General features: G+C 39.0%; 23 protein-coding genes and 3 pseudogenes. 24 read left to right on the top strand and 2 right to left on the bottom strand.

Annotated features, from left to right (window positions below):
* The first annotated feature begins 26 nt into the window (after positions 1–26).
* The 16 genes and pseudogenes from DIS06_RS07000 to DIS06_RS06930 all read left to right on the top strand — a co-directional run bounded on the left by DIS06_RS07000 (position 27) and on the right by DIS06_RS06930 (position 12980).
* Positions 27–1046 (top strand): flagellin N-terminal helical domain-containing protein, encoded by a 1020-nt coding sequence (locus DIS06_RS07000; protein ID WP_110112532.1) that lies wholly within the window; start codon positions 27–29, stop codon positions 1044–1046.
* A 349-nt stretch (positions 1047–1395) separates the two neighbouring features.
* Positions 1396–1512: pseudogene (locus DIS06_RS20845) on the top strand (flagellin); the annotation flags it as partial.
* 439 nt (positions 1513–1951) lie between these two features.
* Positions 1952–2233 carry a hypothetical protein gene (locus DIS06_RS06990; RefSeq protein ID WP_110112530.1) on the top strand — a complete coding sequence of 94 codons (282 nt, stop codon included), beginning with the start codon at positions 1952–1954 and terminating at the stop codon, positions 2231–2233.
* 134 nt (positions 2234–2367) lie between these two features.
* Positions 2368–2667 carry a hypothetical protein gene (locus DIS06_RS06985; RefSeq protein ID WP_239421930.1) on the top strand — a complete coding sequence of 100 codons (300 nt, stop codon included), beginning with the start codon at positions 2368–2370 and terminating at the stop codon, positions 2665–2667.
* A gap of 248 nt (positions 2668–2915) precedes the next feature.
* Positions 2916–3788, top strand: a complete 873-nt coding sequence (locus DIS06_RS06980; RefSeq protein WP_110112529.1) for a tyrosine-type recombinase/integrase — start codon at positions 2916–2918, stop codon at positions 3786–3788.
* On the top strand, positions 3769–4107 hold the full coding sequence (locus tag DIS06_RS06975) for a DUF960 family protein (protein ID WP_110112528.1): 339 nt from the start codon (positions 3769–3771) through the stop codon (positions 4105–4107). Before DIS06_RS06980 ends, DIS06_RS06975 begins: the two co-directional genes overlap by 20 nt.
* A gap of 328 nt (positions 4108–4435) precedes the next feature.
* Positions 4436–5203 (top strand): hypothetical protein, encoded by a 768-nt coding sequence (locus DIS06_RS06970; protein ID WP_110112527.1) that lies wholly within the window; start codon positions 4436–4438, stop codon positions 5201–5203.
* 199 nt (positions 5204–5402) lie between these two features.
* Positions 5403–5873 (top strand): hypothetical protein, encoded by a 471-nt coding sequence (locus DIS06_RS06965; protein ID WP_110112526.1) that lies wholly within the window; start codon positions 5403–5405, stop codon positions 5871–5873.
* A gap of 101 nt (positions 5874–5974) precedes the next feature.
* On the top strand, positions 5975–6982 hold the full coding sequence (locus tag DIS06_RS06960) for a hypothetical protein (protein ID WP_110112525.1): 1008 nt from the start codon (positions 5975–5977) through the stop codon (positions 6980–6982).
* Positions 6983–7033: 51 nt separating this feature from the next.
* Positions 7034–8539: a hypothetical protein gene (locus tag DIS06_RS06955; RefSeq protein WP_110112524.1), complete on the top strand. Its 1506-nt coding sequence runs from the start codon at positions 7034–7036 to the stop codon at positions 8537–8539.
* 140 nt (positions 8540–8679) lie between these two features.
* Entirely contained in the window at positions 8680–9537 is an 858-nt protein-coding gene (locus DIS06_RS06950) for a tyrosine-type recombinase/integrase (protein ID WP_110112523.1), read from the top strand.
* A 15-nt stretch (positions 9538–9552) separates the two neighbouring features.
* Complete coding sequence (locus DIS06_RS06945) at positions 9553–10329, top strand: hypothetical protein (RefSeq protein ID WP_110112522.1); 777 nt, start codon at positions 9553–9555, stop codon at positions 10327–10329.
* Between the two features lie 259 nt (positions 10330–10588).
* Positions 10589–10867, top strand: a pseudogene (locus tag DIS06_RS20935) (flagellin N-terminal helical domain-containing protein); the annotation flags it as partial.
* A gap of 780 nt (positions 10868–11647) precedes the next feature.
* A pseudogene (locus DIS06_RS20930) lies at positions 11648–11797 on the top strand (flagellin); the annotation flags it as partial.
* A gap of 234 nt (positions 11798–12031) precedes the next feature.
* The gene (locus DIS06_RS20925) at positions 12032–12268 is read left to right on the top strand and encodes a flagellin (protein ID WP_481746848.1); all 237 of its coding nucleotides are present in this window, start codon (positions 12032–12034) and stop codon (positions 12266–12268) included.
* Positions 12269–12740: 472 nt separating this feature from the next.
* A complete protein-coding gene (locus DIS06_RS06930; RefSeq protein WP_110112521.1) occupies positions 12741–12980 on the top strand; it encodes a hypothetical protein in 240 nt (79 codons plus the stop codon).
* A 26-nt stretch (positions 12981–13006) separates the two neighbouring features.
* Here the strand turns inward: DIS06_RS06930 and DIS06_RS06925 are convergent, their stop codons facing one another.
* Positions 13007–13954, bottom strand: a complete 948-nt coding sequence (locus DIS06_RS06925; RefSeq protein WP_162595906.1) for an endonuclease — start codon at positions 13952–13954, stop codon at positions 13007–13009.
* A gap of 174 nt (positions 13955–14128) precedes the next feature.
* On the opposite strand from DIS06_RS06925, the gene flaG reads away from it, so the two are divergent.
* The 7 genes from flaG (at position 14129) to hpf (ending at position 18937) form a co-directional block, all read left to right on the top strand.
* The gene (flaG, locus tag DIS06_RS06920) at positions 14129–14479 is read left to right on the top strand and encodes a flagellar protein FlaG (protein ID WP_110112519.1); all 351 of its coding nucleotides are present in this window, start codon (positions 14129–14131) and stop codon (positions 14477–14479) included.
* A gap of 14 nt (positions 14480–14493) precedes the next feature.
* On the top strand, positions 14494–16533 hold the full coding sequence (gene fliD, locus DIS06_RS06915) for a flagellar filament capping protein FliD (protein ID WP_110112518.1): 2040 nt from the start codon (positions 14494–14496) through the stop codon (positions 16531–16533).
* A gap of 20 nt (positions 16534–16553) precedes the next feature.
* A complete protein-coding gene (fliS, locus tag DIS06_RS06910) occupies positions 16554–16955 on the top strand; it encodes a flagellar export chaperone FliS (protein ID WP_110112517.1) in 402 nt (133 codons plus the stop codon).
* Positions 16955–17305 carry a flagellar protein FliT gene (fliT, locus tag DIS06_RS06905; RefSeq protein ID WP_110112516.1) on the top strand — a complete coding sequence of 117 codons (351 nt, stop codon included), beginning with the start codon at positions 16955–16957 and terminating at the stop codon, positions 17303–17305. Before fliS ends, fliT begins: the two co-directional genes overlap by 1 nt.
* Positions 17302–17697 carry a DUF8042 domain-containing protein gene (locus tag DIS06_RS06900; protein ID WP_110112515.1) on the top strand — a complete coding sequence of 132 codons (396 nt, stop codon included), beginning with the start codon at positions 17302–17304 and terminating at the stop codon, positions 17695–17697. Before fliT ends, DIS06_RS06900 begins: the two co-directional genes overlap by 4 nt.
* A 251-nt stretch (positions 17698–17948) precedes the next feature.
* Positions 17949–18176, top strand: a complete 228-nt coding sequence (locus DIS06_RS20385) for a hypothetical protein (RefSeq protein ID WP_204166770.1) — start codon at positions 17949–17951, stop codon at positions 18174–18176.
* A 203-nt stretch (positions 18177–18379) separates the two neighbouring features.
* On the top strand, positions 18380–18937 hold the full coding sequence (gene hpf, locus DIS06_RS06890; RefSeq protein ID WP_110112514.1) for a ribosome hibernation-promoting factor, HPF/YfiA family: 558 nt from the start codon (positions 18380–18382) through the stop codon (positions 18935–18937).
* 100 nt (positions 18938–19037) lie between these two features.
* Here the strand turns inward: hpf and DIS06_RS06885 are convergent, their stop codons facing one another.
* Positions 19038–19241, bottom strand: a complete 204-nt coding sequence (locus DIS06_RS06885) for a hypothetical protein (protein WP_110112513.1) — start codon at positions 19239–19241, stop codon at positions 19038–19040.
* Between the two features lie 593 nt (positions 19242–19834).
* Here DIS06_RS06885 and secA point away from each other — a divergent pair.
* Entirely contained in the window at positions 19835–22351 is a 2517-nt protein-coding gene (gene secA / locus DIS06_RS06880) for a preprotein translocase subunit SecA (protein WP_110112512.1), read from the top strand.
* Positions 22352–22524 lie beyond the last annotated feature (173 nt).

Genomic DNA, 22524 nt, shown 5'->3' with positions numbered 1-22524 from the left:
ATCGATACTCAAGGAGGAAAAAGGAAATGAGAATTAATCATAATATTGCGGCGCTTAATACTTATCGTCAGTTGAATAGTGCTACAGGCGCTCAATCTAAATCAATGGAGAAATTATCTTCAGGAATGCGTATCAACCGTGCAGGTGATGATGCAGCAGGTTTAGCTATCTCTGAAAAAATGCGTGGGCAAATTCGTGGATTGGATATGGCTGCTAAAAATTCACAAGATGGAATTTCTTTGATTTCAACTGCTGAAGGTGCATTAAATGAAACTCATGCTATCCTACAACGTATGAGAGAGTTAACAGTTCAATCTCAAAATGATACAAATACAGATGATGACCGTACAGCTTTAAACATGGAATACCAACAGTTATCAACTGAAATAACTCGAATTGGGAATAATACTGAATTTAACACTCAAAAATTGTTAAATGGCTCACTTAGTTCAAGTGTTGCAAATACTGGTTCAGATTTGACAACAGCTAATGGTATTGTAGGTATCAAGTCAAATGGTGCAGAGGTACTAACTGGATATAGTATAGATATTGATACTTCTGCGGGAACAATTACATTAGATAATGGAGCTGGTAAGTCTGAGACCATTAATTATGGTGGTGCTCCTACTGGTTTTGATACGAAAGAGGTTAACTTTGGGTCATTAGGTATTAGTGTTGAGATTAATAGTAGCATCGCAGATGTCTCTTCAAACAATACTTTTGATGTTACGTCAACAGGTTCTATTGACTTACAAATTGGTGCAAACAGTGGGCAAAAAATGAATATAGCTATTTCAGATATGCGTTCTACTGCACTTGGTGGAGCTACTAAAGTTAGTGCTACAAGTATTGATACTAAGGCAAATGCTAACACTGCACTTGATGTACTAGATAATGCAATTAAACAAGTTTCTGATGAACGTGCAAAGTTAGGTTCTTACCAAAATCGTCTAGAGCACACAATCAATAACTTAAGTACATCTTCTGAAAACTTAACTGCTGCTGAATCACGTGTTCGTGACGTAGATTATGCTTTAGCTGCATAAGTAGAAAGCGTAGCTAAGCACAGTCGTCCTAGTTGGTAACGACTAGTGATAATTATCGGGTGAATTGCTGGAAACCCCTTAGAGCTTTTCTTACCACAACGTAGTTGGAAACGACAGGCGTGATGGTTTGAAAAAAGAAAAGATGTGGGCAATCAGCAGCCAAGCTCCTGTCTCGAAAGAGTGGAGAAGGTTCAACGACTAGGATAGACCATCTAAGGCCAAAGCTATGATGATGAAATCCATAGGTGAAACAATGTCCATCAGCATTGTGAATCTGAAGTGCCCGACCCCTCCTAGAATGCTAGAGGGTGAAGATATAGTCTGGTCATTTATGAAAGTAAATGTTCGCACGATGGCGAAAGAAATGATGGAACAAACTAAGAATTCTATTCTTTCTCAAGCAGCACAAGCGATGTTGGCTCAATCAAATCAAATGCCTCACGGAGTATTACAACTCTTGAGATAATTGATTAGAAGGGCGTCTTATCTGGTAACGGATAAGAGGATAACTGGGTGAATTGCTGGAACTTCCTAAAGCTTCATCAACCACAACGTAACCGGAAACGGTCAGCGTGAAGGTATGAAAATGGTGAAGATGAAACAATGGATAATCAGCAGCCAAGCTCCTGTGAGGAAACTCTGGAGAAGGTTCAACGACTAGAGAATACGGTCTAAGGCGAAAGCTATGACTATGAATCTCGTAGGGCAGCACAAGCTGTTCGAAGTGCCCAGCTCCATGACAAACATGGATGAAGATATAGTCTATTCTGTAATCGAAAGATGCAGTCGCAAAGCAAGCGAACCAACAACCACAAGGAGTTCTACAACTTCTTCGTTAATATTATTAAGCAAATCAGGGACTCTAGCATTGCTAGGGTCTCTTTTTAATAGGAGGTTTAGATTTTATGCTTCATACAGAGCTAATTCGAAGTTTTCCGAGTAATTCACAGGAAAAGGTAAGAATTGAGATTGGTGTAATTGAGGACTTGGTTATACGCAAACCAACTGAGACGTTTAATCTTACTCTGGATATAAATCAGTACGTTACCTTTGTGGAGAAGAAAATAGATATGATGAACCATGTTCCTACAGTTAAGATAATCTATCCTTTTGGAAGTCCGCTTATTATTGAAGGTGATAAAACTGTAATGTATGAAAAAAACTATATTGAAATTAAATTCCTGTAATCATTACTCATAAAAATGATTAGAAAAAATAAGCATATATCATAATATTGAGCATTTATGTACAGGATGTTCGTCAAACTGGGCTTCTCTCTTCGGAGGGAAGTCCTTTTTCAATTGAAGGAGGAGAAAAGATAATGCATTTAGACTGGTTTATAGGAACAATGAAAAAGACGTTTAATATCCATGTCAAAAGAGAGGAGGTAGGTTATGAAGCCTATGATTTCTATCATGAAGAACTGGATGATTTGCTCATTCCAGCGGCACACTTAGAAAAGCTACCTAACCCATTGCTCATTGAAACACTTTCGTATGTGGATGATAAAGGGTACGAGTGGATTGCTGGTTATGTATTGGAAGAGGAAACGAGAAAGAAGTTGTACGAAGTATGGATAAAGAATGGGGAACAAATTGCTTATGAGATTTATGCTGACTAAATGGGATTCACGACATTTCTTACTGCAATCTTACGACAAAACTAAAAGGAATAAAATCATGTTTTGCAGAATGTATGAGTGACAAAGAAATGGAATGGTATCTGTATGAAAAAACTGCCGACATTATTATATAACTGTCGTGAGCGGACTAGAAAGGGACTGGAAAATGAATAAAAAGAAAACGTAAAAGGCTATTGGTGTATAACTGCGTACATCAATAGCCTTTTTTCATTTTTGGAGGTGAATCAATCTTGGAAATAGCTGAGTTTAAGCAATGGCTATTTGCAGAGGGCAAAGCAGCTAAAACAATCGAGTCCTATGTAAATGATGTGAAAGGGTTCCAATCATATTTGCAAGAGAAATTGAAGGATATTCCAGTCCTATCCCGCTTCTCATTTGTTAGGTACAAGGAACATTTGATGAAGGAGGGCTATGCTGTTTCAACGATTAACAAAAAGATTAATAGCCTAAAAGTTTACAACGATTTTCTAAGAACCAAAGGAATTATAAGTAAATCATTCATCCAGTTGAAGCGAGATAGAATTAAAATTGCCGCTGGCAGTGAGGACAATGTGGAAGCTTTATCAGATGAACAGGTGGAACAGTTACTTTTCTATGTTGAAAACAGAAACAAGGTAAGCGTTCGTAACAAGCTGATTGTATATTTACTGCTTTATACGGGTGTAAGGGTTAGCGAACTAGTCGGAATCAAGATTACAGACATTGATTTTCTAACGAATCAATTGACGGTGATTGGAAAAGGCGGAAAGAGACGTGAAATCGGGCTTAGACAGGATGTGCTTCAATTAGTAAGGGACTACATGAAGGAAGAGCGTTCTGAGTCTAATTTCCGTCATAGCGACTATCTATTAGTAAGCCAGCGAGCAGAAAAAATGCATCGTGATGCTGTAAGGGATTGGTTAGCAAAGATTTCAAAGGAACTAGGGTTTAAATTACATCCTCATTTGTTTCGTCATACATTTTGTACAAGGCTATTGAAAAAGGGTGTAGACCTTACAACCGTAAGCAAGCTGGCAGGGCATTCCACTGTAAGTATGACAGCAAGGTTCTACATCCAAACAACCAAGCAAGAGAAGATGGATGCGGTTAATCTACTATAAGGATGGTGGAAAAATGTTTGAAAAAGAAAAGCCAAGATACGCAACACGCCAAATAGCATCTAACGTGAGTGTTGAAATACAAGTACTTCTTTGGACGATAATAGACAACCAAAGGAACAATCAAGAACCATTAGACTATTTACAAATGTTTCATCTTCAAAGAATCAGTGATATGCAAATGATTACCAACAAGCAGGAACAGCCGCCAATGGAAATGGTAGTCCGATTAGACCTCAAAGAAAGTCAACCTATTGATACAACCATTTGGATTATTGATGATGGTTCCCATTGTATCATGCTGTTTCCTAATGAATACTGATTGAGGTGAAAAAGATGGATACTAAGCAAGTTCTTATCATTAAAAAAGTAGTATGTGCTATTCTTACGATTGCTTTAGAAGAACTGTCTAAGAAAAATAGAAAATAAATGAGTCACATTTGTACAAACGAATGAACAAGAATCCGTTGTGGTTCTTGTTTTTTTTTTGGCAATTCAATTTGAATTCCTAATGAAGGGTCAGAAGTGTAAGTAGCAACAGTTTGACGCTACTGACGCTATTCTAGTAAAGCTTGTGAAATCCTATTTCTTAATTTTCTGCTAAGAATGATATGATAAAGAAAACGAATAATGAAGGTTGGTCAGGAAAAATGAAAAAGGAGCAGCATAAGCGTAAGAATAGTAAAAAAGAGAAAACAAAGCAGTCCTATTCCCTTAGGGAACTTGTCCCTAAAATAACAGGAGTAAAAAAAGACGATTATAATTTTGATGCTGAATATAAAGCTGTACAGCGAATAGTCCAAGTGATGAGAAACATAACGGGGAACATCGAAAGTAACAAACGAATTCCACAAGATGAAAAGGATTCGTTTGTTATAATAACGAGAAATTTGTACAACTTGGTAAAAAATGAACAGTCGGGGCAAGGACAAGAACTATTTGCAAGAATGGCAGCAGGAGAAACATTAACTGCAAAGGAATATGAATTGTTAATTAAATTATTCAAAGAAGGATTTGAAGCAAATCCTGAACTACCATTACATAAGTTATTGCTTGAGCGGGTTAATAGCGAGAACCGCTTCTATCAATTACAAGATGAGATAGAGCAGTTAGTGCAACAAGACATTAATCTTCTTATCGATTTAGAACTCTTTTCTATACGGGAGCAACGGGCAACGGAATATCTTTCATTACTGAGAGATTCATCGCATATGAATACATGGAGAGCAAATGTACATACAGACCTAAGGGGAGAGATATTCAAGAAAAAGATGATTGCGATTGCAAACGAAAAAGGGTTAGATGTTCAAAAGGTTTTGGAAGGAAAAGACCACAACCTATTAGAAGAAGTCATAAGTGAAATGATTAGAAGAGATGTGGATACATATCTAAAAAATACGGATGGAACAGACAGTTGATGATTGTCTGTTTCTTTTTTTTGTTAGGAAGTCCAATAACTCAAAAGTTGTCAAGCTTAATCCATTCAATTTTTGAGACAAAATTGCTCTGTTTTGTGTCCCACTTTTTGTTATTGTTTGCAATTAAAATAAACGTGTGAAGGGTTAGTACTGAAAAAGGCTAATCAATTAGTTAATAGCAAATGGAGGTTCATTAAAAATGAATAAATCAAAATTAGTTCGTCCGTCTAACAAGAATGTTTTAGATGAAGGGGCACAAAAGGGGAAAATCTTTTCGGTGGAAATTAAAGAGTTTGATAGTATCTATCACGCTTCAGGTAAGCGGGATGCGCTTAATCTTAAAGTAGAATTTATTAAACCGAACGGTGACCTAGTCTACTTGTTTTATGCACCAACCATTACATGGTCACCAAAAGGAAAGTTTATGAAAATGCTACATGACCTAGATAAAGTTCCAGCTATGGGTGAAGAACTAGATATTAATTCACTGGTCGGTATGAATGTGACAGCTACGATTGAAAACGTGGAACGTGACAATGTTGTTTATAGCAATATTGTCAGAATCCAGAAAAGAGCAACTAGCATTCCAGTTAAGCCATCGAATGAAGAAGATAGTGAAATGATGGATGAATTGTTCAATGTTGATGACATCGACTTTGATGACATGTAATCACCCTAACAAAGCAACAGTACCGACTATAGTGACCAGAGTTCCTATAGTCCCTACTGACGCTACATGAGACAAAAAAAGACAAAAAGGAGACTACTAGAATGACACACACAGAAGTTAGAACAACGGAAGAATCGCTTTCTATTATTAAATCAGATGGAGAGGTATCGGAAGTGCGCATCTTAAAAGCGCAAAGAGGTGCAATTAGCGGCTATTTTGATGATTACCAAAGGTTAGCGGATGTTGTAGCGGAATATGATGGGAAGGTTCCAGCAATCTATTTCACATTAAATCCAGTAAAGCCCGATTTGCTTTCAAGAGCGGCAAATCGTATTGTGCAACGAGCAAAAAATACAACCGCCGATGCTGACATTGAATGCAGACGTTGGCTTCCAATAGATTTTGACCCTGTACGTCCATCAGGTATTTCATCAACTAATGAAGAACACCAAGCCGCACTGACAATGGCAAAAGAAGTGCATCAGTTTTTGTCGGAAAGGGGCTGGAGTGAACCTATTTTTGCCGACAGTGGTAACGGTGCCCATCTATTATACCCTATTGACCTTCTAAACGATGATGAAAGTACAATGCTTGTCAAACAGGCATTGGAAGCATTGGACTTCCAATTTAGTAATGAATCGGTCAATGTCGATAGAAGTGTATATAATGCGGCTCGCATTTGGAAGCTTTATGGAACGATGGCTTGCAAAGGTGACCATACAGAAGAACGACCACATCGGCTATCCAAAATTTTGACATATCCAGAAGAGCTAAAAGAAGTATCAGTAGAACAGCTGAAGACATTAGCAGATTTATGCCCAACGATGCAGACCAAAGGGAAATCATCTTCCAAAAAGAGCAACACAGAAACAGGATTCAATCTAGAGGAATTCATTGAACAACATGAATTGGATGTATCTTTTTCTGCCCCATGGCAAAAAGGTGCAACAAAGTATGTATTGTCAACTTGCCCTTGGAATGAGAATCATACGAATAAAAGTGCGTTCATCATTCGATTTGAAAATGGAGGGATTGCCGCAGGTTGCCACCATAATAGTTGTTCGGAAGAAAGCTGGCAGACATTACGGAAGAAACTTGACCCAAGCTGAGAACCTTTATCTCAAGAAAAATCAAAGGGTGAATCACAAGCAGACATTTTGTTGCGGGTAAGTGATGAAGCCGAGTTCTTTCAAAATGATTTGGGTGAAGCTTTTGCTGGGGTAACCATCAATGGTCATAAAGAAGTGTTAAAAGTGAAAAGTAAGAAATTCAAAATGTGGCTAACGAAGCAATACTATGATGCTACGAAAAAAGCACCGAGCAGTGATGCCATGAATCAAGCACTAGGTGTCGTGGAAATGAAAGCTGCCTTTGATGGGGATGAACATCGCCTGCAGTTACGAGTAGCAGAAAAAGATGGTGTCTTTTATTATGACCTAGCGAATGAAGATTGGAGTGTAGTGAAGATTGAACCGAATGAATGCCAAGTATTGAATGAACCTCCAATTCTGTTTACTCGCAACAAGAATACGAAAGCACAAGCTTTGCCTGATTTCGCTGGTGACTTGAAGCTATTACTAAATCACATACGAATCAAAAATGAAGATGACCAAATTCTTTATCTCATTTATATTGTGACGTGCCTTATTCCGAGTATTCCGCATGCTGTACTCGTATTCAGTGGAGAAAAGGGAGCGTCTAAATCCACCTCTATGCGATTGACTAGACAAGTAGTTGACCCTGCCGTACAAGATTTGTTAACAATGCCAAACGGTATGCAAGACCTGGCGCTTTCATTGTCTAACAATTACATGCCTTCTTTTGACAATTTGGATGGGTTGTCGGCTGAAAAAAGCGACCTATTATGTATTGCTTCTACAGGCGGGGGATTTAGTAAGCGAACATTGTTTACAGACGAGGATGAAACGATACTCGACCTCCGAAGATGTGTTGGATTGACAGGTATCAATGTAGTCGTTACAAGAGCGGATTTGATTGACCGTTCCATTATCATTGAACTTGACCGTATTCCAGAAAATGAACGAAAAGAAGAACGTGAAGTATGGGAGGCATTCGAAAAAGACAGAGGAAGCATAATCGGAGGGGCTTTGCAGGTTTTGGCAAAGGCAATGGCAATCTACCCGAATGTAAAGTTAGACAAGCTTCCACGTATGGCAGATTTCACCCGATGGGGCTATGCCATTGCAGAAGTCATAGGGTTTGGAGGAGAACGGTTTTTACAAGCCTATCGCAGAAATCGTAATCAATCGAACGAAGAAGCCATTTCCTCACATCCAGTTGCGGCAGCGGTTGTTGCCCTAATAAGAGAAAATCACTCATGGTCGGGTTCTGTCGCAAGTTTGTTGAATGAACTTGAACGAGTAGCCTTCCAAGAAAAAATTAATACCAATCTAAAATCATTCCCGAAAGCGGCTCACATTTTGAGCAGAAGGCTAAAAGAAGTGAAGTCCAATTTGGAGGATGTGGGGATTACATTCGACATCCGACATGCAGGGGATTCGAAAAAGATTTCCATTCAAAGGTCTAGCGGTAATGTTGTTCCAATTCGTCCACAACAAGGAACATTGAAACTGACGGGAACCGATTCAAATGAAGCCACAGACATTGAACTGTCGGAAGATTACGATGAATTTGCGGGATGGTAATCATTCCTTTGTACCAACAGTAGTGTCAGTAGCGAAAGAAGGGTTGCTACTGACGCTATTGGAGGCACTTCCTACCCGAATCAAAACAAGAATCCAAAATTATATTATTACCTTGTATGAATTAGAAAGGGGATATTGGCATGTTATTCATGGAATCAGTCGAACTGTTTGGGAGGTACCAAGGGAATATTGAGCGGAGTCCAGTTACCATTAAAGCATATCGTGAAGATTTATCACTATTGAATCGTTATCTTGAAGAGAAATACAACAGTCCAGTTTATTTGGAGGACATTACACAAGAAGATGTTGAGGAGTATCTTTATTATCTAAAGGAAGTTAAAGGTCACCAACCCATTAGCAGGAAACGTGTGTTAGGGAGCATGCGGTCATTCTTCGGCTATGCATACAAGAGTGATTGGTGCGACAAGAATGTGACAGTAAGGTTGGAGCCAATCAAATGCCAGCAAAAGGAGCGTCAGTATCTTTCTGAGGAGGAGGTTAATCAATTTGTGAATGCCATTCAACATGACCTTGCACGTTTAGTCGCACAAACGCTTTATTACACTGGTATGCGGATTTCTGAGTGCCTAAATCTTCAAGTGGATGATGTAGATTTGGAAGAAAATCTAATTCATATTAGGCATGGAAAGGGCAACAAAGACCGCTTTGTTCCAATTAATTCAAAATTGAAGGAGTTGCTGGTGGATTATGTGGAGAACTGGAAGGTGAATTCTGACTATTTCTTTGCTACTAGAAATACGGGGATGTTTTCTAAAACTAGAGTATCAAAGATTTTCAGGGATACGAATCTAGCATTGGGGTGGAAAAAGAACGTGACTGCACATATCCTGCGCCACTCCTTTGCTTCTAAGCTAGTAAAAAACGATGTTCATTTGGTCAAGATTTCGAAGCTACTTGGGCACAGCAGCCTGAAAACAACCAGCATTTACGTTCACAGCAACATGGATGATTTGATGGATGCCGTTAATACAATGTAAAGGGGAGAGGAATCAATGGCGAAGATAGAAGCAATGCAACCTGTTTATGATGATAAGGTTAAAGGAATTTTGAAATTGTTAGGGGAGGGTTTTTCAAGGGAAGAGGTAGCTGAACAGTATCGCTATTCAGGTTATCGTTCGATGGAAAGCTTTATGAGGCGTAAAAACTTTGTTTGGGATAAGCAAAAGGGGAACTATGTACCAGCGGATGCCTTAAAAGCTTCATTAGAAACAATGGTCAATTTCCCATCAGACAGAGTACGAAGAATTGTGATGGAATTGAACAAGGAAGGAGCGGATTTGAAGAAAGTTGCATTGAAGGTAGGGTTTGAAAATCATTTGGAAATGGCAAGCTACATGAAATCAAAAGGCTTTGAGTGGTCGCAGGAAGCAGGGAATTACCTCTCAGCTTCCCCGACTATGCCGAATGATGAGGACGGGATTTCTTCTGCCAGTAGTGACGCTTCATTGGAGGGTTCTTTGTCCATCGGAAATGGTGGTGGTATCGAACAATTTCTACCTTTACTTGGATGGTTAGCTTCGAACAAGGAGGGCTTGCAAAGTCTTTTAGAAGCGTCAGTAGCGTCAGGACAAATTCCCCGCTTTACCCTTCAAGGTCTATTTGTGACAAAATCAGTCCACATGACGAACACCCTTGACCAAATGGTTCGAGATTTCAGCAAGGAAAAGAACATCAATCAGCGGGAAATCTTTGAGGTTGCATTGATTGAGTTCTTTCAGAAATATGGCTATGAGCGAGAAGTTGAGACATTGTTACAACAAAATGCCTAGCCAATGGATTTCTAATGGAAGAAATGACAAACAGTTCTAATGGTTTCCTAATGACCTGCTGTTTTTCGTTCTTCCATTTTTTTATGATTTCCTAATGTTTTGGAACGAGTTCTTTCCATTCTATTTGGTTTTCCTAATGATGCAACTTCACTTTCTGCAAATTCTTTGAGTTACATGGGTTTCTTGGTTAGGGAGATTTTTGATTTTTGAGGTTACTTTTCGTCAGTTGAATAGTGCTTCAGGTGCTCAACAAAAATCAATGGAAAAGTTATCTTCAGGTCTTCGTATTAACCGTGCTGGTGATGACGCTGCTGGTCTTGCAATCTCTGAAAAAATGCGTTCACAAATCAAAGGATTAGACATGGCATCAAAGAACTCACAAGATGGTATCTCTATGATTCAAACAGCTGAAGGAGCGTTAAATGAGACTCATGACATTCTTCAACGTATGCGTGAACTAGCAACTCAATCAGCAAATGATACAAATACTACAGATGACCGTAAAGAAATACAAAAGGAAATTAACCAATTAACTTCAGAAATCAATAGAATTGGTAATACAACAGAATTTAACACTAAAAAATTGCTAAATGGTGATGTTAAAGGTACTGGTGGTGCTGGAGCAGCTAATGCATCTGCAACTTTTGACTTTGGTGTTTCTGCTGGTACAACTGGTTCTACTGTTTTATCAGTTGGAGGAACTGATTATACAATCAATTTCCAAGCTGATGCTGACTATGTAGCTGGCACAACTACTTTCAATGCGACAACTAAAACTATCAACATTAAAACAGGAAATAGTATGGGTACTAACACTGCGCCAACAGCTCAGCAATTAACGGACGATTTAGTTCGTGCTTTCTCAGATATGAGAGGTGCAGACCCAACGCTTTCTTTAACTGAGTTTACTTTTACAAATGATACAGATAAATTAAAGATTACAGCTAATTCAGCGGGTAACTATGCTGGAACAGCTGGTAAAGATAGTATTGATTTTAAATCAGGGCGTTCGGTAACAATTACTGGTCAGGTTGAAGGTTCAAACGGAGCAAGTGGAGCTGCACAATTACAAATTGGAGCAAATAATGCACAAGCATTCGTTATTTCAATTAATGATATGAGAGCTGCGTCACTTGGTATTGCGGGAACTGCTGGTGGAACTGCAAACGGTGTAACTAATATTGAAGGAGGAGTTACTAACGGTTCTGTAGGAGCTAGTTTTACAGCTGCAGACGGAGTAACAAATGGTACATCAAATACACCTGGTGAAGCTGGACTAGATGTATCTACTCATGATAAAGCAACAAAGGCAATTGAAGTTCTTGATAATGCTATTAAAAACGTTTCAGCAGAACGTTCAAAACTTGGTGCATATCAAAACCGTTTAGAACACACAATCAACAACTTAAACACATCTTCTGAAAACTTAACAGCTGCGGAATCTCGTATCCGTGACGTAGATTATGCTTTAGCTGCGTAAGCAGTGACAAGCACAGTCGTCCTAGCTGGTAACGGCTAGAGATCATTATCGGGTGAATTGCTGGAAAACCCTTAGAGCTTTTCTTGCCACAACGTAGTTGGAAACGACAAGCGTGATGGTTGGAAAAAAGAAAAGATATGGGCAATCAGCAGCCAAGCTCCTGTTCCGAAAGGATGGAGAAGGTTCAACGACTAGGATAGACCATCTAAGGCGAAAGCTATGATGATGAAATCCGTAGGTGAAACAATGGTCATCAGCATTGTGAATCCGAAGTGCCCGGCCCCTACTAGATTGCTAGAGGGTGAAGATATAGTCTGGTCATTTGTGAAAGCAAATGTTCGCACGATGGCGAAAGAAATGATGAACCAAACAAAGAATTCTATTCTTTCTCAAGCAGCACAAGCAATGTTGGCTCAATCTAATCAGTTGTCTCAAGGAGTATTACAACTTTTGAGATAATTGATAAGAAGGGCGTCTAGCTTGGTAACGAGCTAGAGGATAACTGGGTGAATTGCTGGAACTTCCTAAAGCTTCATCAACCACAACGTAACTGGAAACGGTAAGCGTGAAGGTGTGAAAATGATGAAGATGAAACAATGGATAATCAGCAGCCAAGCTCCTGTTCCGAAAGGATGGAGAAGGTTCAACGACTAGAGAACACGGTCTAAGGGAAAAGCTATGACTATGAATCTCGTAGGGCAGCAAAAGCTGTTCGAAGTGCTCAGCTCCATGAAAAACATGGATGAAGATATAGTCTATTCTGTAACTGAAAGGTGCAGTCGCGAAGCAAGCGAACCAACAACCACAAGGAGTTTTACAACTTCTTCGTTAATTTTAAATGATATAAAAAGGCTCTAGCGTGGCTAGAGTCTTTTTTCATGAACAGATACTAGTTCTATTCATCTATCTATTTAATGAGAGGAGAAACAAGGTGAATTCAAAAGATCCAGAACATCAACAATTTCTAGAACAGCAACTCAATTGGTGCAAGGAGCAAGATGATATTTTAGAAGCAATCGAAGTGAAGCTTCATGAGATGAGAGATATTGTAATGTATGCTTTAGGTTATGAATTGACTGCTTTTGACACAAGAGATTTAAATAGGCGGCTAAACGAATTAAAATATGAAGTAGACTTTTTAGAAACACATTTGCGTCCTGTTAATCATTAATTTAATTGTTTGTTAAAGAGTATCTACTATTTTATCAAAAAACAAAGGTAAGTAATTTGGCTATAGTTAAGTCCGGTAAATATTTTAATCTTGTATAAGCCTTGTAAAGTACGTGGACTTAACTGAATTTGATAGCCGTTTGTTTCGGATTTTTTTGTGTTTGTAATGATCGGAAAGTAGCTTTGAAACAAATTTTCGTACATATTGCGATTCGATATTTTTTCTTGGAGGATAGGAAGTAGCTTTAAAGTGTTTGTTATCTCTTTTGTGGGTTCGTTTATTTCAATGTGAATTGGTAGATAAATCGTTGTACGTTTAGCTGTAGAGAGTGTTGGGATGTGTTGTGACATCACCATTTGTTTTCGATTCATGCTGTTGTGAATAAACGGCTTGATTAAGTGAAGGAAGTAATACATTTGTGGCTGGTCATAAAGAAGTAAACGATTTTGACCGTCAACTGAAAATGTTAGTTGAAATTTATCGTATAATAGTTTAGTAAGCTTTGTATTTTCGTCTTTTGTAAATGCGTCAGTTGATAACACAACTTTTTTTACGATACCTTTTTCCCTCTTTAAGTGTCCGTCATCTTGATACCACCAGGCAAGAGCTTCTCTAGAAAGATATTGGTTTAACAGTTCAAAAGGAATCGTTTTCGAGTTGTTAGGATACCAACTTTCTTTTAGTAAATCAATCACCTCACTTGTTCTTGATTGTACGTAATATTTTTCTGTGTACCCTTTACTTACACGCTTGTCCATTACCTTCGTGTAAACGGGAGCAGGAACTGGAATATAGTCTTTTAGTCTTGTGTAACAGTAATAACACCATTCTCGATCTGCTGCACAGTGAGAAAAGTAGAGCCGAGGTCGCTTCTTCTCTTGAATATTGAGGTTTGCATCTCCTAGCAACTTTCCTATTAATAAAGAAATTACATCTTTAGGCAAGAGTGTTGATAGTAATTCTACTTGCTTCATACATATGTAACTCCTCTCAAACATTCTATATTTGTTAATTTTTATTATATTTATTTCGCTAAAAAATGTAAATGTAATTGACACTGTTTTTTGTCTAAAACCTCCTCCTATTTCCCTATTCAAATTTCCTCACCTCATCCGATAAACAAAGTAAAAGGGTTGGGAGTTGAGGAGATGGTTGATCGCATTTCTTCAGTATCAAGAGATTTATACAACTCAGATTCTATCAAGAAAGTCTCAACAGGTGAACGTTCACAAGAACGAAAGGTTTCATCTGAAGTGAAACATGAAGAGCGTTATCAAAAAGAACAGTTAGAAAAAGCAGTAGAGGAATTAAATGCGTTTTTGGAACCAACGTTTACTGCGGTACATTTTGAGCTTCATGAAGAAGCGAAGCGGTATTACGCCAAAGTGGTTGATGTGAAAACACAAGAAGTAATTCGGGAAATTCCTCCTAAGAAGCTGATTGATATGTATGTAGAGATGAACCGGTTTCTCGGTTTGTTGTTTGATTATAAAGTGTAACGGTGGTGAGTGTGATGGTACGGATTGGTGGATTAGCAAGTGGAATGGACATCGATTCGCTTGTGAAAGATTTAATGAAGGCAGAGCGAATGCCATTAGATAAATACAAGCAAAAGAAGCAAACGTTAGAGTGGAAGCGTGATGATTATCGCTCAATGAACACGTTAATGCTTTCGTTACGAGATTTATCATTTGATATGAGGTTAAGTTCTAATTACCGCGCAAGATCAGTGAGTTCGTCGAATGAGTCAAAGGTTACGGCTACTGGAACAAGTGCTGCGGCGTTATCGTCATATACTGTGTCGAGTATTGAACGTTTAGCAACGGCAGCGACTAAAATTAATAAAGAATCAATCTCAAAATCAACTACGTCTAAAATCGATCAAACGAAGAGTTTATACGAAATCAAAGATACCTTTAAAAACGACACATTCGGCTGGAAACGTGGAAGTTTAGAAACGGAAACGATAACTGCAGCTGAGAGTGGGGCTACGTTTAATTTGAAAGTTCCAACGGGTGTTACTGTAAAGGCAGATCTTGCTGGGATGTCTGTAAAAGTAAACGGCACGTCTTTTAAAGTGGTAGACGGCACTGCGCCACTTGAAAAAGGGCAAGTCATGATTGATTCAGCTGGTAAGCTCACGTTCGGTGAAACGATTGCCAAAGGGAGCACCATTAAAGTTGATTATGCAGCCAATAAAAAAATTGATACGTTTCAGTCTTCAACGCCACTGAAAGAGTTACAACTAACAAAAGGTTCAGTTTACGCAGCAGAAGGTTCTGTAACCATTGAGGTAGCTAGTAAAACGTATACAAGTAATGTTGCTGGTGAAATCAAAGATGAAACTGACATCGTTGTTGGAAACATCGATTATGCGACAGGTAAAGTAACGTTTAATGCTGGAAAGGAGCTTCCAGCGAATGAAGAAGTGAAAGTGTCTTATCAACAAAATTACTTTACAATTGCATTAACCACTCATAATGCCAAGGGGCCTGTCGAAGAGAAGTTTAGTGTAGCAGGAACAGAGTCACTAAACAATGTGTTAAGTCGCATCAACACCTCTCAAGCAGGCGTGACGGCGTTTTACGACTCGTTTACTGACCAAGTAACGTTAACGCGCAAAGAGACAGGTAACTTCAATGAAGCTGGTGCTGAAATTACGACAACGGGTAGTTTCTTAAATCAAGTGTTACAGTTTGGGGGTACAACGGAAACGGGTGGTGAAAATGCTCGTTTTACCGTGAACGGACTCACAACAGAGCGTACGTCTAATACATTTGAAATGAATGGTGTGACGTTAACGTTAAAAGATACAACGTTACCAGGAGATTCACCGATTTCATTGAATGTATCGAACAATACAGATGCCGTGTTTGAAAACATTAAAAAGTTTGTAGATAAATATAATGAAGTGATTGGAACGCTTCAAAAGAAGTTATCGGAAGATGTGTATCGTTCATATAAACCGTTAACTGATGAGCAAAAAGAACAATTGTCAGATAAGCAACAAGAGCAATGGGAAGAAAAAGCAAAAAGTGGATTGCTTCGACGAGATCCGATTTTATCTGGTGTATTGAGTCAAATGCGTCTTGATTTTTATACGCCAGTTAAAAATAGCCGAAATGCAGAATCGCCGTTTCAACAGCTTGCATCAATTGGGATTAAGACGAGTAACAACTATCTTGAAGGTGGAAAGTTAACAATTAACGAAGCTGAATTAAAGAAAGCGATTCAAGAAAATCCAACAGCGGTTGAGCAATTGTTTTCGAGTTCTGGTGACACGTACGGTGAAAAAGGAATCGTAAACCGCTTATACGATAGTCTCCAAAAATCAATTGGTGATATTCGTGCAAGAGCAGGAAGTAGTTTATCAACGAATACTCAATTTACGATTGGGAGAGATTTGAATAATGTGGATAAACAAATTGGTTCATTCGAATCACGCCTTTTACAAATCGAAGACCGCTACTGGCGTCAATTCACGGCAATGGAAAAAGCAATTCAACGTTCAAATGAGCAAGCGATGTTTATGATGCAACAATTTGGTGGGTAATAGTAAAGGAGTGAGTGGAGATGGCAGTGAATAATCCATATCAAGCGTATCAACAAAACAATGTCAATACAGCGTCACCTGGACAATTGACGTTAATGTTATATGAAGGATGTTTGAAGTTTATTAAGCTTGGAAAGTTAGCCATTGAGCAAAAAGATATTTCAGCGAAAAATACAAACTTATTAAAAGCACAAAAGATCGTTCAAGAGTTAATGGTGACGTTAGATAAAAAATATCCCGTGTCAGAGCAACTATTAGTGATGTACGATTATTTAAACAATCGTTTGATTGAAGCGAACATCAAGAATGACATCGCGATTTTAGATGAAGTCGAGGGCTATGTGATCGAATTTCGTGATACGTGGAAACAAGTGGTTCAACTGAGTCGCCAGCAATCACACGGTCAAGGTGGGCAAGCGTAGTGAGTGTGTTTCAAACGCTCTATGATCTCACAAAATCGTTACATACACACGTGGGGACGACACCGTTAGAAGAAGAACGCGATGAGTACATCGCTCGTGTTGATGAGTTATTAGAAGCTCGTCAAGCACTCCTTCCTCATATCGTCGCACCTATGTCGGTTGAAGAGAAGAAACAAGCACAAGACATGATTAAGATGAATCACGAGATTGATCAAGCACTTGTGATAATCAAAGAGCACGTTGCCATTGATATTCGTAAATTAAAAACGAAAAAAACACAAGCAGATCGTTATGTAAATCCGTACGTAAACGTATCATTTGACGGTACATTTTACGATAAAAAGAAATGAGTGAAATTATGACATCCGTAGCTAGTCAACAAGATGTATTCAAAACGTATTATGAACTTCTACAAACGATTGAAGAAGGGCTTCTTTATGTGGAAGCAAGCTTTGATGATGAAACCAAAACAGAAGCTGACCGTATTTTAAGTGATGTGCTAGCTGCGTTTAGTCAGCTCACTCATACAAATGAGCAGCTCCAGAAAGACTTTGCTGAAAACAAAACCATGATGACAACGGTTGATCAGTATGAAACGGTGTTACGTGCGGTTCTTCGATTAGAAGGTCACATGAACGATTATTATATGAAGCAACGTATTCTAATTGGAGATATTTTACCAACATTCGAGAAGTGGAAAACGCGAATGGAACAACAACTTCATCCACAGTTTATGCATTAATCAACAAAACTCCTTGTTTTTATGCTCATTCATAGTGAATGACTTGAAGAAGGAGTTTTTCTTTTTCATGAAAGGAATTGTTCGTGACATATAATGGTTGTGGAGCACAGAGACACTCCGATAGCTGTGTCTTACATACTCTGCTTTTTCTAGAAAGAACGTTCTTCGGTTGTCTTGTAATCATGAGTGAAAAACAGCTTATACTTAGGCTGAAATGTTTGAAAAGATCGTTAAAAAAGAACGAGGTGTCAATGATGAAGGTAATGGAAACAGAGCGGTTACTTCTTCGCTGGCTTGAGCTTGAGGATGCAGCATTTATTTTTCAACTGCTGAACGAGCCAGGATGGTTGCGGAAGAATATATGTTATATGCGCTTACTCTTTAGTGGAAATGTTAAGGGGTTGTTTGAAAGTGTAGCAACCACGATTATTACCAGTGCACGATGTGACGTTTCATGGATACTGATTGTAAAGAAATAAACGCTTGATCTCTTCTTTGTTAGACGCATTTTTTCCTTTTTATTCTCATACTATTTTCTAAATACATTGCCATACTAAAGGAGTGAAAGTGAAGAAAAGATATATTCACAAAATTTTCACATAATTTATTGGTTTAAGAAGGAGATGTGTCGGGTATTGTAGAAATATAGATACATACCTTGGATTAAAGGAGGAGTTCAAACATGATTTACAACATTCGCGGTGAAAACATTGAGGTAACTCCAGCGATAAAGGATTACGTGGAGAAGAAGTTAAGCAAATTAGAAAGATATTTTGATGAAACTCCGAAAACAGATGCGTATGTAAATTTAAAAGTATACAACAACAATCAAAAAATAGAAGTAACCATTCCGATGACGGATTTAGTTCTTCGTGCAGAAGAAACACATGGAGATCTGTACGCAGCGATTGACCTTGTGGTTGATAAGCTAGAGCGTCAAATCCGCAAACATAAAACAAAAGTAAACCGTAAGCTGCGTGAAAAAGGCGCACCGAAATATGTATTCGCACAATTAGAAGACGAAGCAGCGGCAACAGCGATTGCGACTGAAGAGGAAGAAGACTTAGAATTAGTTCGTACAAAGCGCTTTAACTTAAAGCCAATGGATAGTGAAGAGGCGATTCTTCAAATGAACATGCTTGGTCACAGCTTTTTCGTCTTCACAAACGCAGAAACAAACGTAACCAATGTCGTTTATCGACGCAAAGACGGAAAGTACGGCTTAATTGAGCCAAGCTAATCCGATACATAAAGGCTGACGCATTTTCGCGTCAGCCTTTTATCGTTTCGCCGATTCCCTTCTAGTACGTGAGGGGAGGCCGGTCTTATCTACCTTCGAATTAAGACAATGATTTAATAATCGTCGTGTTCATCGATTGACGCAAATCAATCTCAAATAGAAGAAATTCCTTTTTTCTTAAAAGGTTAATGACGATATCCGTTAGTTTCGTTCCTTTTTTCAAAAGCACGCTATTGTTCGATCCATAGATATGATTACCTAACGTATCCCCCGCTTGAGCCTCCATAATTGAGATTCTTTTCATCTACCTGCCCTCCATTTGTCTGTATATAACGTCACTTATCTAGTAATTTAACTATATCATAAACACATGAAGAATATGTATAATTTATGAGTCTTTAGAACTAATAATCAGTAGTGTCAGACGAACCCTCATAAATAACCTCCCCGAATCCTCCCAAAAAGATCTACCTAAGCGACTGATTCCAACCCCGCAAGAGGGAATCAGTCGCTTAGGTGTAGTGGGCATGACGAGGCATCTTTACCGTCTCGTCATGCCCACTACGTCGATTATTTGTCATGGTTATCCCATGAATGTTACAATTTTACTGATAATCATATATAATAGAGAAAACAAATACGCTTATGAATCATTCAGCGTGTGAAAGTGATGTAAACTAAACTTTAAAAGTGAGAATTGTTTATAAAAGAGTTGATTGAAACGGAAGGTGCGAGACTCCAGCGAGACAGGTGAGGCCCCGTAGGAGCGTTGCGACGAGGAGGCTTACTGCTCGAACCGCGACCTAAGGAGGAAATGAATTTCTCGTTCAAAGAGCCGTCAATCAGCTACTAGATAGATGTTGAATTGAATTCATTATAAATAGAGGAGCGTTTTAGATGCTTGGATTATTTAAGAAAGTATTCGATGGCAACCAACGCCAAATTAACCGTTATGAAAAGATGGCCGATCAAATTGATGCGTTAGGATCACAAATGGGTGGACTAACAGATGATCAATTGCGTGAAAAAACAGCAGAGTTTCAACAACGTTTTCAAGCGGGTGAAAAACTCGATGATATGTTAACAGAAGCTTTTGCGGTTGTACGTGAAGCGGCGAAGCGTGTATTAGGGATGTATCCGTACAAAGTACAGCTTATGGGGGGGATTTCCCTTCATGAAGGAAACATTTCTGAGATGAAAACAGGGGAAGGTAAAACGTTAACAGCGACGATGCCTGTTTATTTAAATGCGATTACTGGTAAAGGTGTTCACGTTGTCACAGTCAACGAATACTTAGCAAGCCGTGACGCGACTGAAATGGGACGCTTATATGAGTTTTTAGGTTTAACTGTTGGTTTGAATTTAAACAGCTTAACACGTGAAGAAAAGCAAAAAGCGTATGCAGCTGATATTACGTACAGCACAAATAACGAACTTGGCTTCGATTATTTACGTGATAACATGGTTCTTTATAAAGAGCAAATGGTTCAGCGTCCGCTTCACTTTGCGGTCATTGATGAAGTTGACTCAATTTTAATTGATGAAGCGCGTACGCCATTGATCATTTCAGGTACGGCTCAAAAGTCAACGGCGCTTTACATTCAAGCGAATGCGTTTGTACGTACGTTGAAAAAAGAAGATGATTTCACGTATGACGTGAAAACGAAAAGCGTGCAGTTAACAGAAGACGGAATGTCAAAGGCTGAAAAAGCATTCGGCATTGAGAATCTGTTTGATATTGCTCATGTTGGGTTAAATCATCACATTAACCAAGCATTAAAAGCACATGTGACGATGCAAAACGACGTAGATTACGTAGTTGAAGAAGGAAAAGTAGTTATCGTTGACCAATTTACAGGTCGTTTAATGAAAGGACGTCGCTTCAGTGAAGGTCTTCACCAAGCCATTGAAGCAAAAGAAGGCGTTGATATTCAAAATGAAAGCATGACGCTTGCGACGGTTACGTTCCAGAACTACTTCCGTATGTATGAAAAATTATCAGGTATGACAGGTACAGCGAAAACGGAAGAAGAAGAGTTCCGTAACATTTACAACATGCATGTTGTCGCAATTCCAACGAATAAACCAATCGCACGTGATGATCGTGCTGATTTGATTTATAAAACGATGGAAGGGAAGTTCCTTGCAGTCGCAGGAGACATCGTCGAGCGCCATAAAAATGGACAACCTGTACTTGTTGGTACGGTTGCGATTGAAACGTCTGAACTTTTATCGGCGCTATTAAAGAAAAAAGGTGTGCCTCATCACGTGTTAAATGCGAAGCAGCATGAGCGTGAAGCGGAGATCATCGAGAACGCTGGTCAAAAAGGAGCGGTAACAATTGCGACAAACATGGCTGGTCGTGGTACGGATATTAAACTTGGCGAAGGTGTACGTGAAGTAGGTGGACTTGCGGTTATCGGGACAGAGCGTCATGAGTCCCGCCGTATTGATAATCAGCTTCGTGGACGTGCAGGTCGTCAAGGTGACCCAGGGGTGACGCAATTTTATCTTTCAATGGAAGATGAGTTAATGCGCCGCTTCGGTTCAGATAATATGATGGCGATGATGGATCGTCTCGGTATGGACGATTCACAGCCAATTCAAAGTAAAATCGTCACGCGTGCCGTTGAATCTGCGCAAAAACGTGTCGAGGGTAACAACTTTGATGCGCGTAAACAGTTACTTCAATATGATGACGTTCTTCGTCAGCAACGTGAAGTGATTTACAAACAACGCTTTGAAGTGTTAGATTCCGATAACCTTCGTGAAATTGTCGAGCGTATGGTTCGTTCAACGATTGAACGTGTGGTGGAAGCCAATGCACCACGTAAAGAACTTGAAGAAGAGTGGAACTTAAAAGCAATCGTTGATTACATGGCAGCGAACATGTTAGAAGAAGGAGCTCTTTCTGAAAGTGACCTTCGTAACAAAGAACCAGAAGAAATGGTTGAGATGTTAGTTGAAAAAGCGAAAAAACGCTACGATGAAAAAGAAGAGCAACTGCCAGAAGAGCAAATGCGTGAGTTTGAAAAAGTCGTTGTACTTCGTGCTGTTGACTCAAAGTGGATGGATCATATCGACATGATGGATCAGCTTCGTCAAGGGATTCACCTTCGTGCATATGGTCAAACAGATCCGCTTCGTGAATATCAATTCGAAGGCTTTGCGATGTTTGAAACGATGATTGCAAGCATTGAGGAAGAAGTCGCGAAGTATATTATGAAAGCAGAGATTCATAATAACTTAGAGCGTCAAGAAGTTGCAAAAGGGCAAGCGGCTGTTCATCCGAAAGAAGGCGGCGAACCGGTAAAGAAAAAGCCAAAAGTAAACGCAATTGAAGTTGGACGTAACGATGCGTGTATTTGCGGAAGCGGTAAGAAATACAAAAACTGTTGCGGACAGCAAGCGTAATCTCTCTTGTTAAACAGGTAGAGAGGTTAAAGAAGCAACATTTAGTTGTAGCAACTCTTACACGGTGTAATATGCTACAATAAAAGGCAGTCAACTGAAGAGTAACCATCACAAGGAAATGGGGGATTCCTCATTTCTTTTGTGTGTATAACATGAATGAAACTAACAATAGA

The organism is Bacillus sp. CGMCC 1.16541 (assembly GCF_003184905.1).
Classification (GTDB): Bacteria; Bacillota; Bacilli; order Bacillales; family Bacillaceae_H; genus Priestia.
Note: the sequence above shows the minus strand (reverse complement) of the source record. Positions and strands in the feature narration are given on the sequence as shown.

Excerpts from the sequence above, each read along its gene's own strand:
- DIS06_RS20385 (WP_204166770.1), top strand. The coding sequence starts at position 17,949 with ATGATGAAGGTAATGGAAACAGAGCGGTTACTTCTTCGCTGGCTTGAG.
- DIS06_RS06965 (WP_110112526.1), top strand. The coding sequence starts at position 5,403 with ATGAATAAATCAAAATTAGTTCGTCCGTCTAACAAGAATGTTTTAGAT.
- fliD (WP_110112518.1), top strand. The coding sequence starts at position 14,494 with ATGGTACGGATTGGTGGATTAGCAAGTGGAATGGACATCGATTCGCTT.
- DIS06_RS06950 (WP_110112523.1), top strand. The coding sequence starts at position 8,680 with ATGTTATTCATGGAATCAGTCGAACTGTTTGGGAGGTACCAAGGGAAT.
- DIS06_RS06945 (WP_110112522.1), top strand. The coding sequence starts at position 9,553 with ATGGCGAAGATAGAAGCAATGCAACCTGTTTATGATGATAAGGTTAAA.
- DIS06_RS06975 (WP_110112528.1), top strand. The coding sequence starts at position 3,769 with ATGCGGTTAATCTACTATAAGGATGGTGGAAAAATGTTTGAAAAAGAA.
- DIS06_RS06925 (WP_162595906.1), bottom strand. The coding sequence starts at position 13,954 with ATGAAGCAAGTAGAATTACTATCAACACTCTTGCCTAAAGATGTAATT.
- DIS06_RS06970 (WP_110112527.1), top strand. The coding sequence starts at position 4,436 with ATGAAAAAGGAGCAGCATAAGCGTAAGAATAGTAAAAAAGAGAAAACA.
- DIS06_RS20925 (WP_481746848.1), top strand. The coding sequence starts at position 12,032 with ATGATGAAATCCGTAGGTGAAACAATGGTCATCAGCATTGTGAATCCG.
- DIS06_RS07000 (WP_110112532.1), top strand. The coding sequence starts at position 27 with ATGAGAATTAATCATAATATTGCGGCGCTTAATACTTATCGTCAGTTG.
- hpf (WP_110112514.1), top strand. The coding sequence starts at position 18,380 with ATGATTTACAACATTCGCGGTGAAAACATTGAGGTAACTCCAGCGATA.
- secA (WP_110112512.1), top strand. The coding sequence starts at position 19,835 with ATGCTTGGATTATTTAAGAAAGTATTCGATGGCAACCAACGCCAAATT.
- DIS06_RS06885 (WP_110112513.1), bottom strand. The coding sequence starts at position 19,241 with ATGAAAAGAATCTCAATTATGGAGGCTCAAGCGGGGGATACGTTAGGT.
- flaG (WP_110112519.1), top strand. The coding sequence starts at position 14,129 with ATGGTTGATCGCATTTCTTCAGTATCAAGAGATTTATACAACTCAGAT.
- DIS06_RS06990 (WP_110112530.1), top strand. The coding sequence starts at position 1,952 with ATGCTTCATACAGAGCTAATTCGAAGTTTTCCGAGTAATTCACAGGAA.
- DIS06_RS06900 (WP_110112515.1), top strand. The coding sequence starts at position 17,302 with ATGAGTGAAATTATGACATCCGTAGCTAGTCAACAAGATGTATTCAAA.
- fliS (WP_110112517.1), top strand. The coding sequence starts at position 16,554 with ATGGCAGTGAATAATCCATATCAAGCGTATCAACAAAACAATGTCAAT.
- DIS06_RS06960 (WP_110112525.1), top strand. The coding sequence starts at position 5,975 with ATGACACACACAGAAGTTAGAACAACGGAAGAATCGCTTTCTATTATT.
- DIS06_RS06985 (WP_239421930.1), top strand. The coding sequence starts at position 2,368 with ATGCATTTAGACTGGTTTATAGGAACAATGAAAAAGACGTTTAATATC.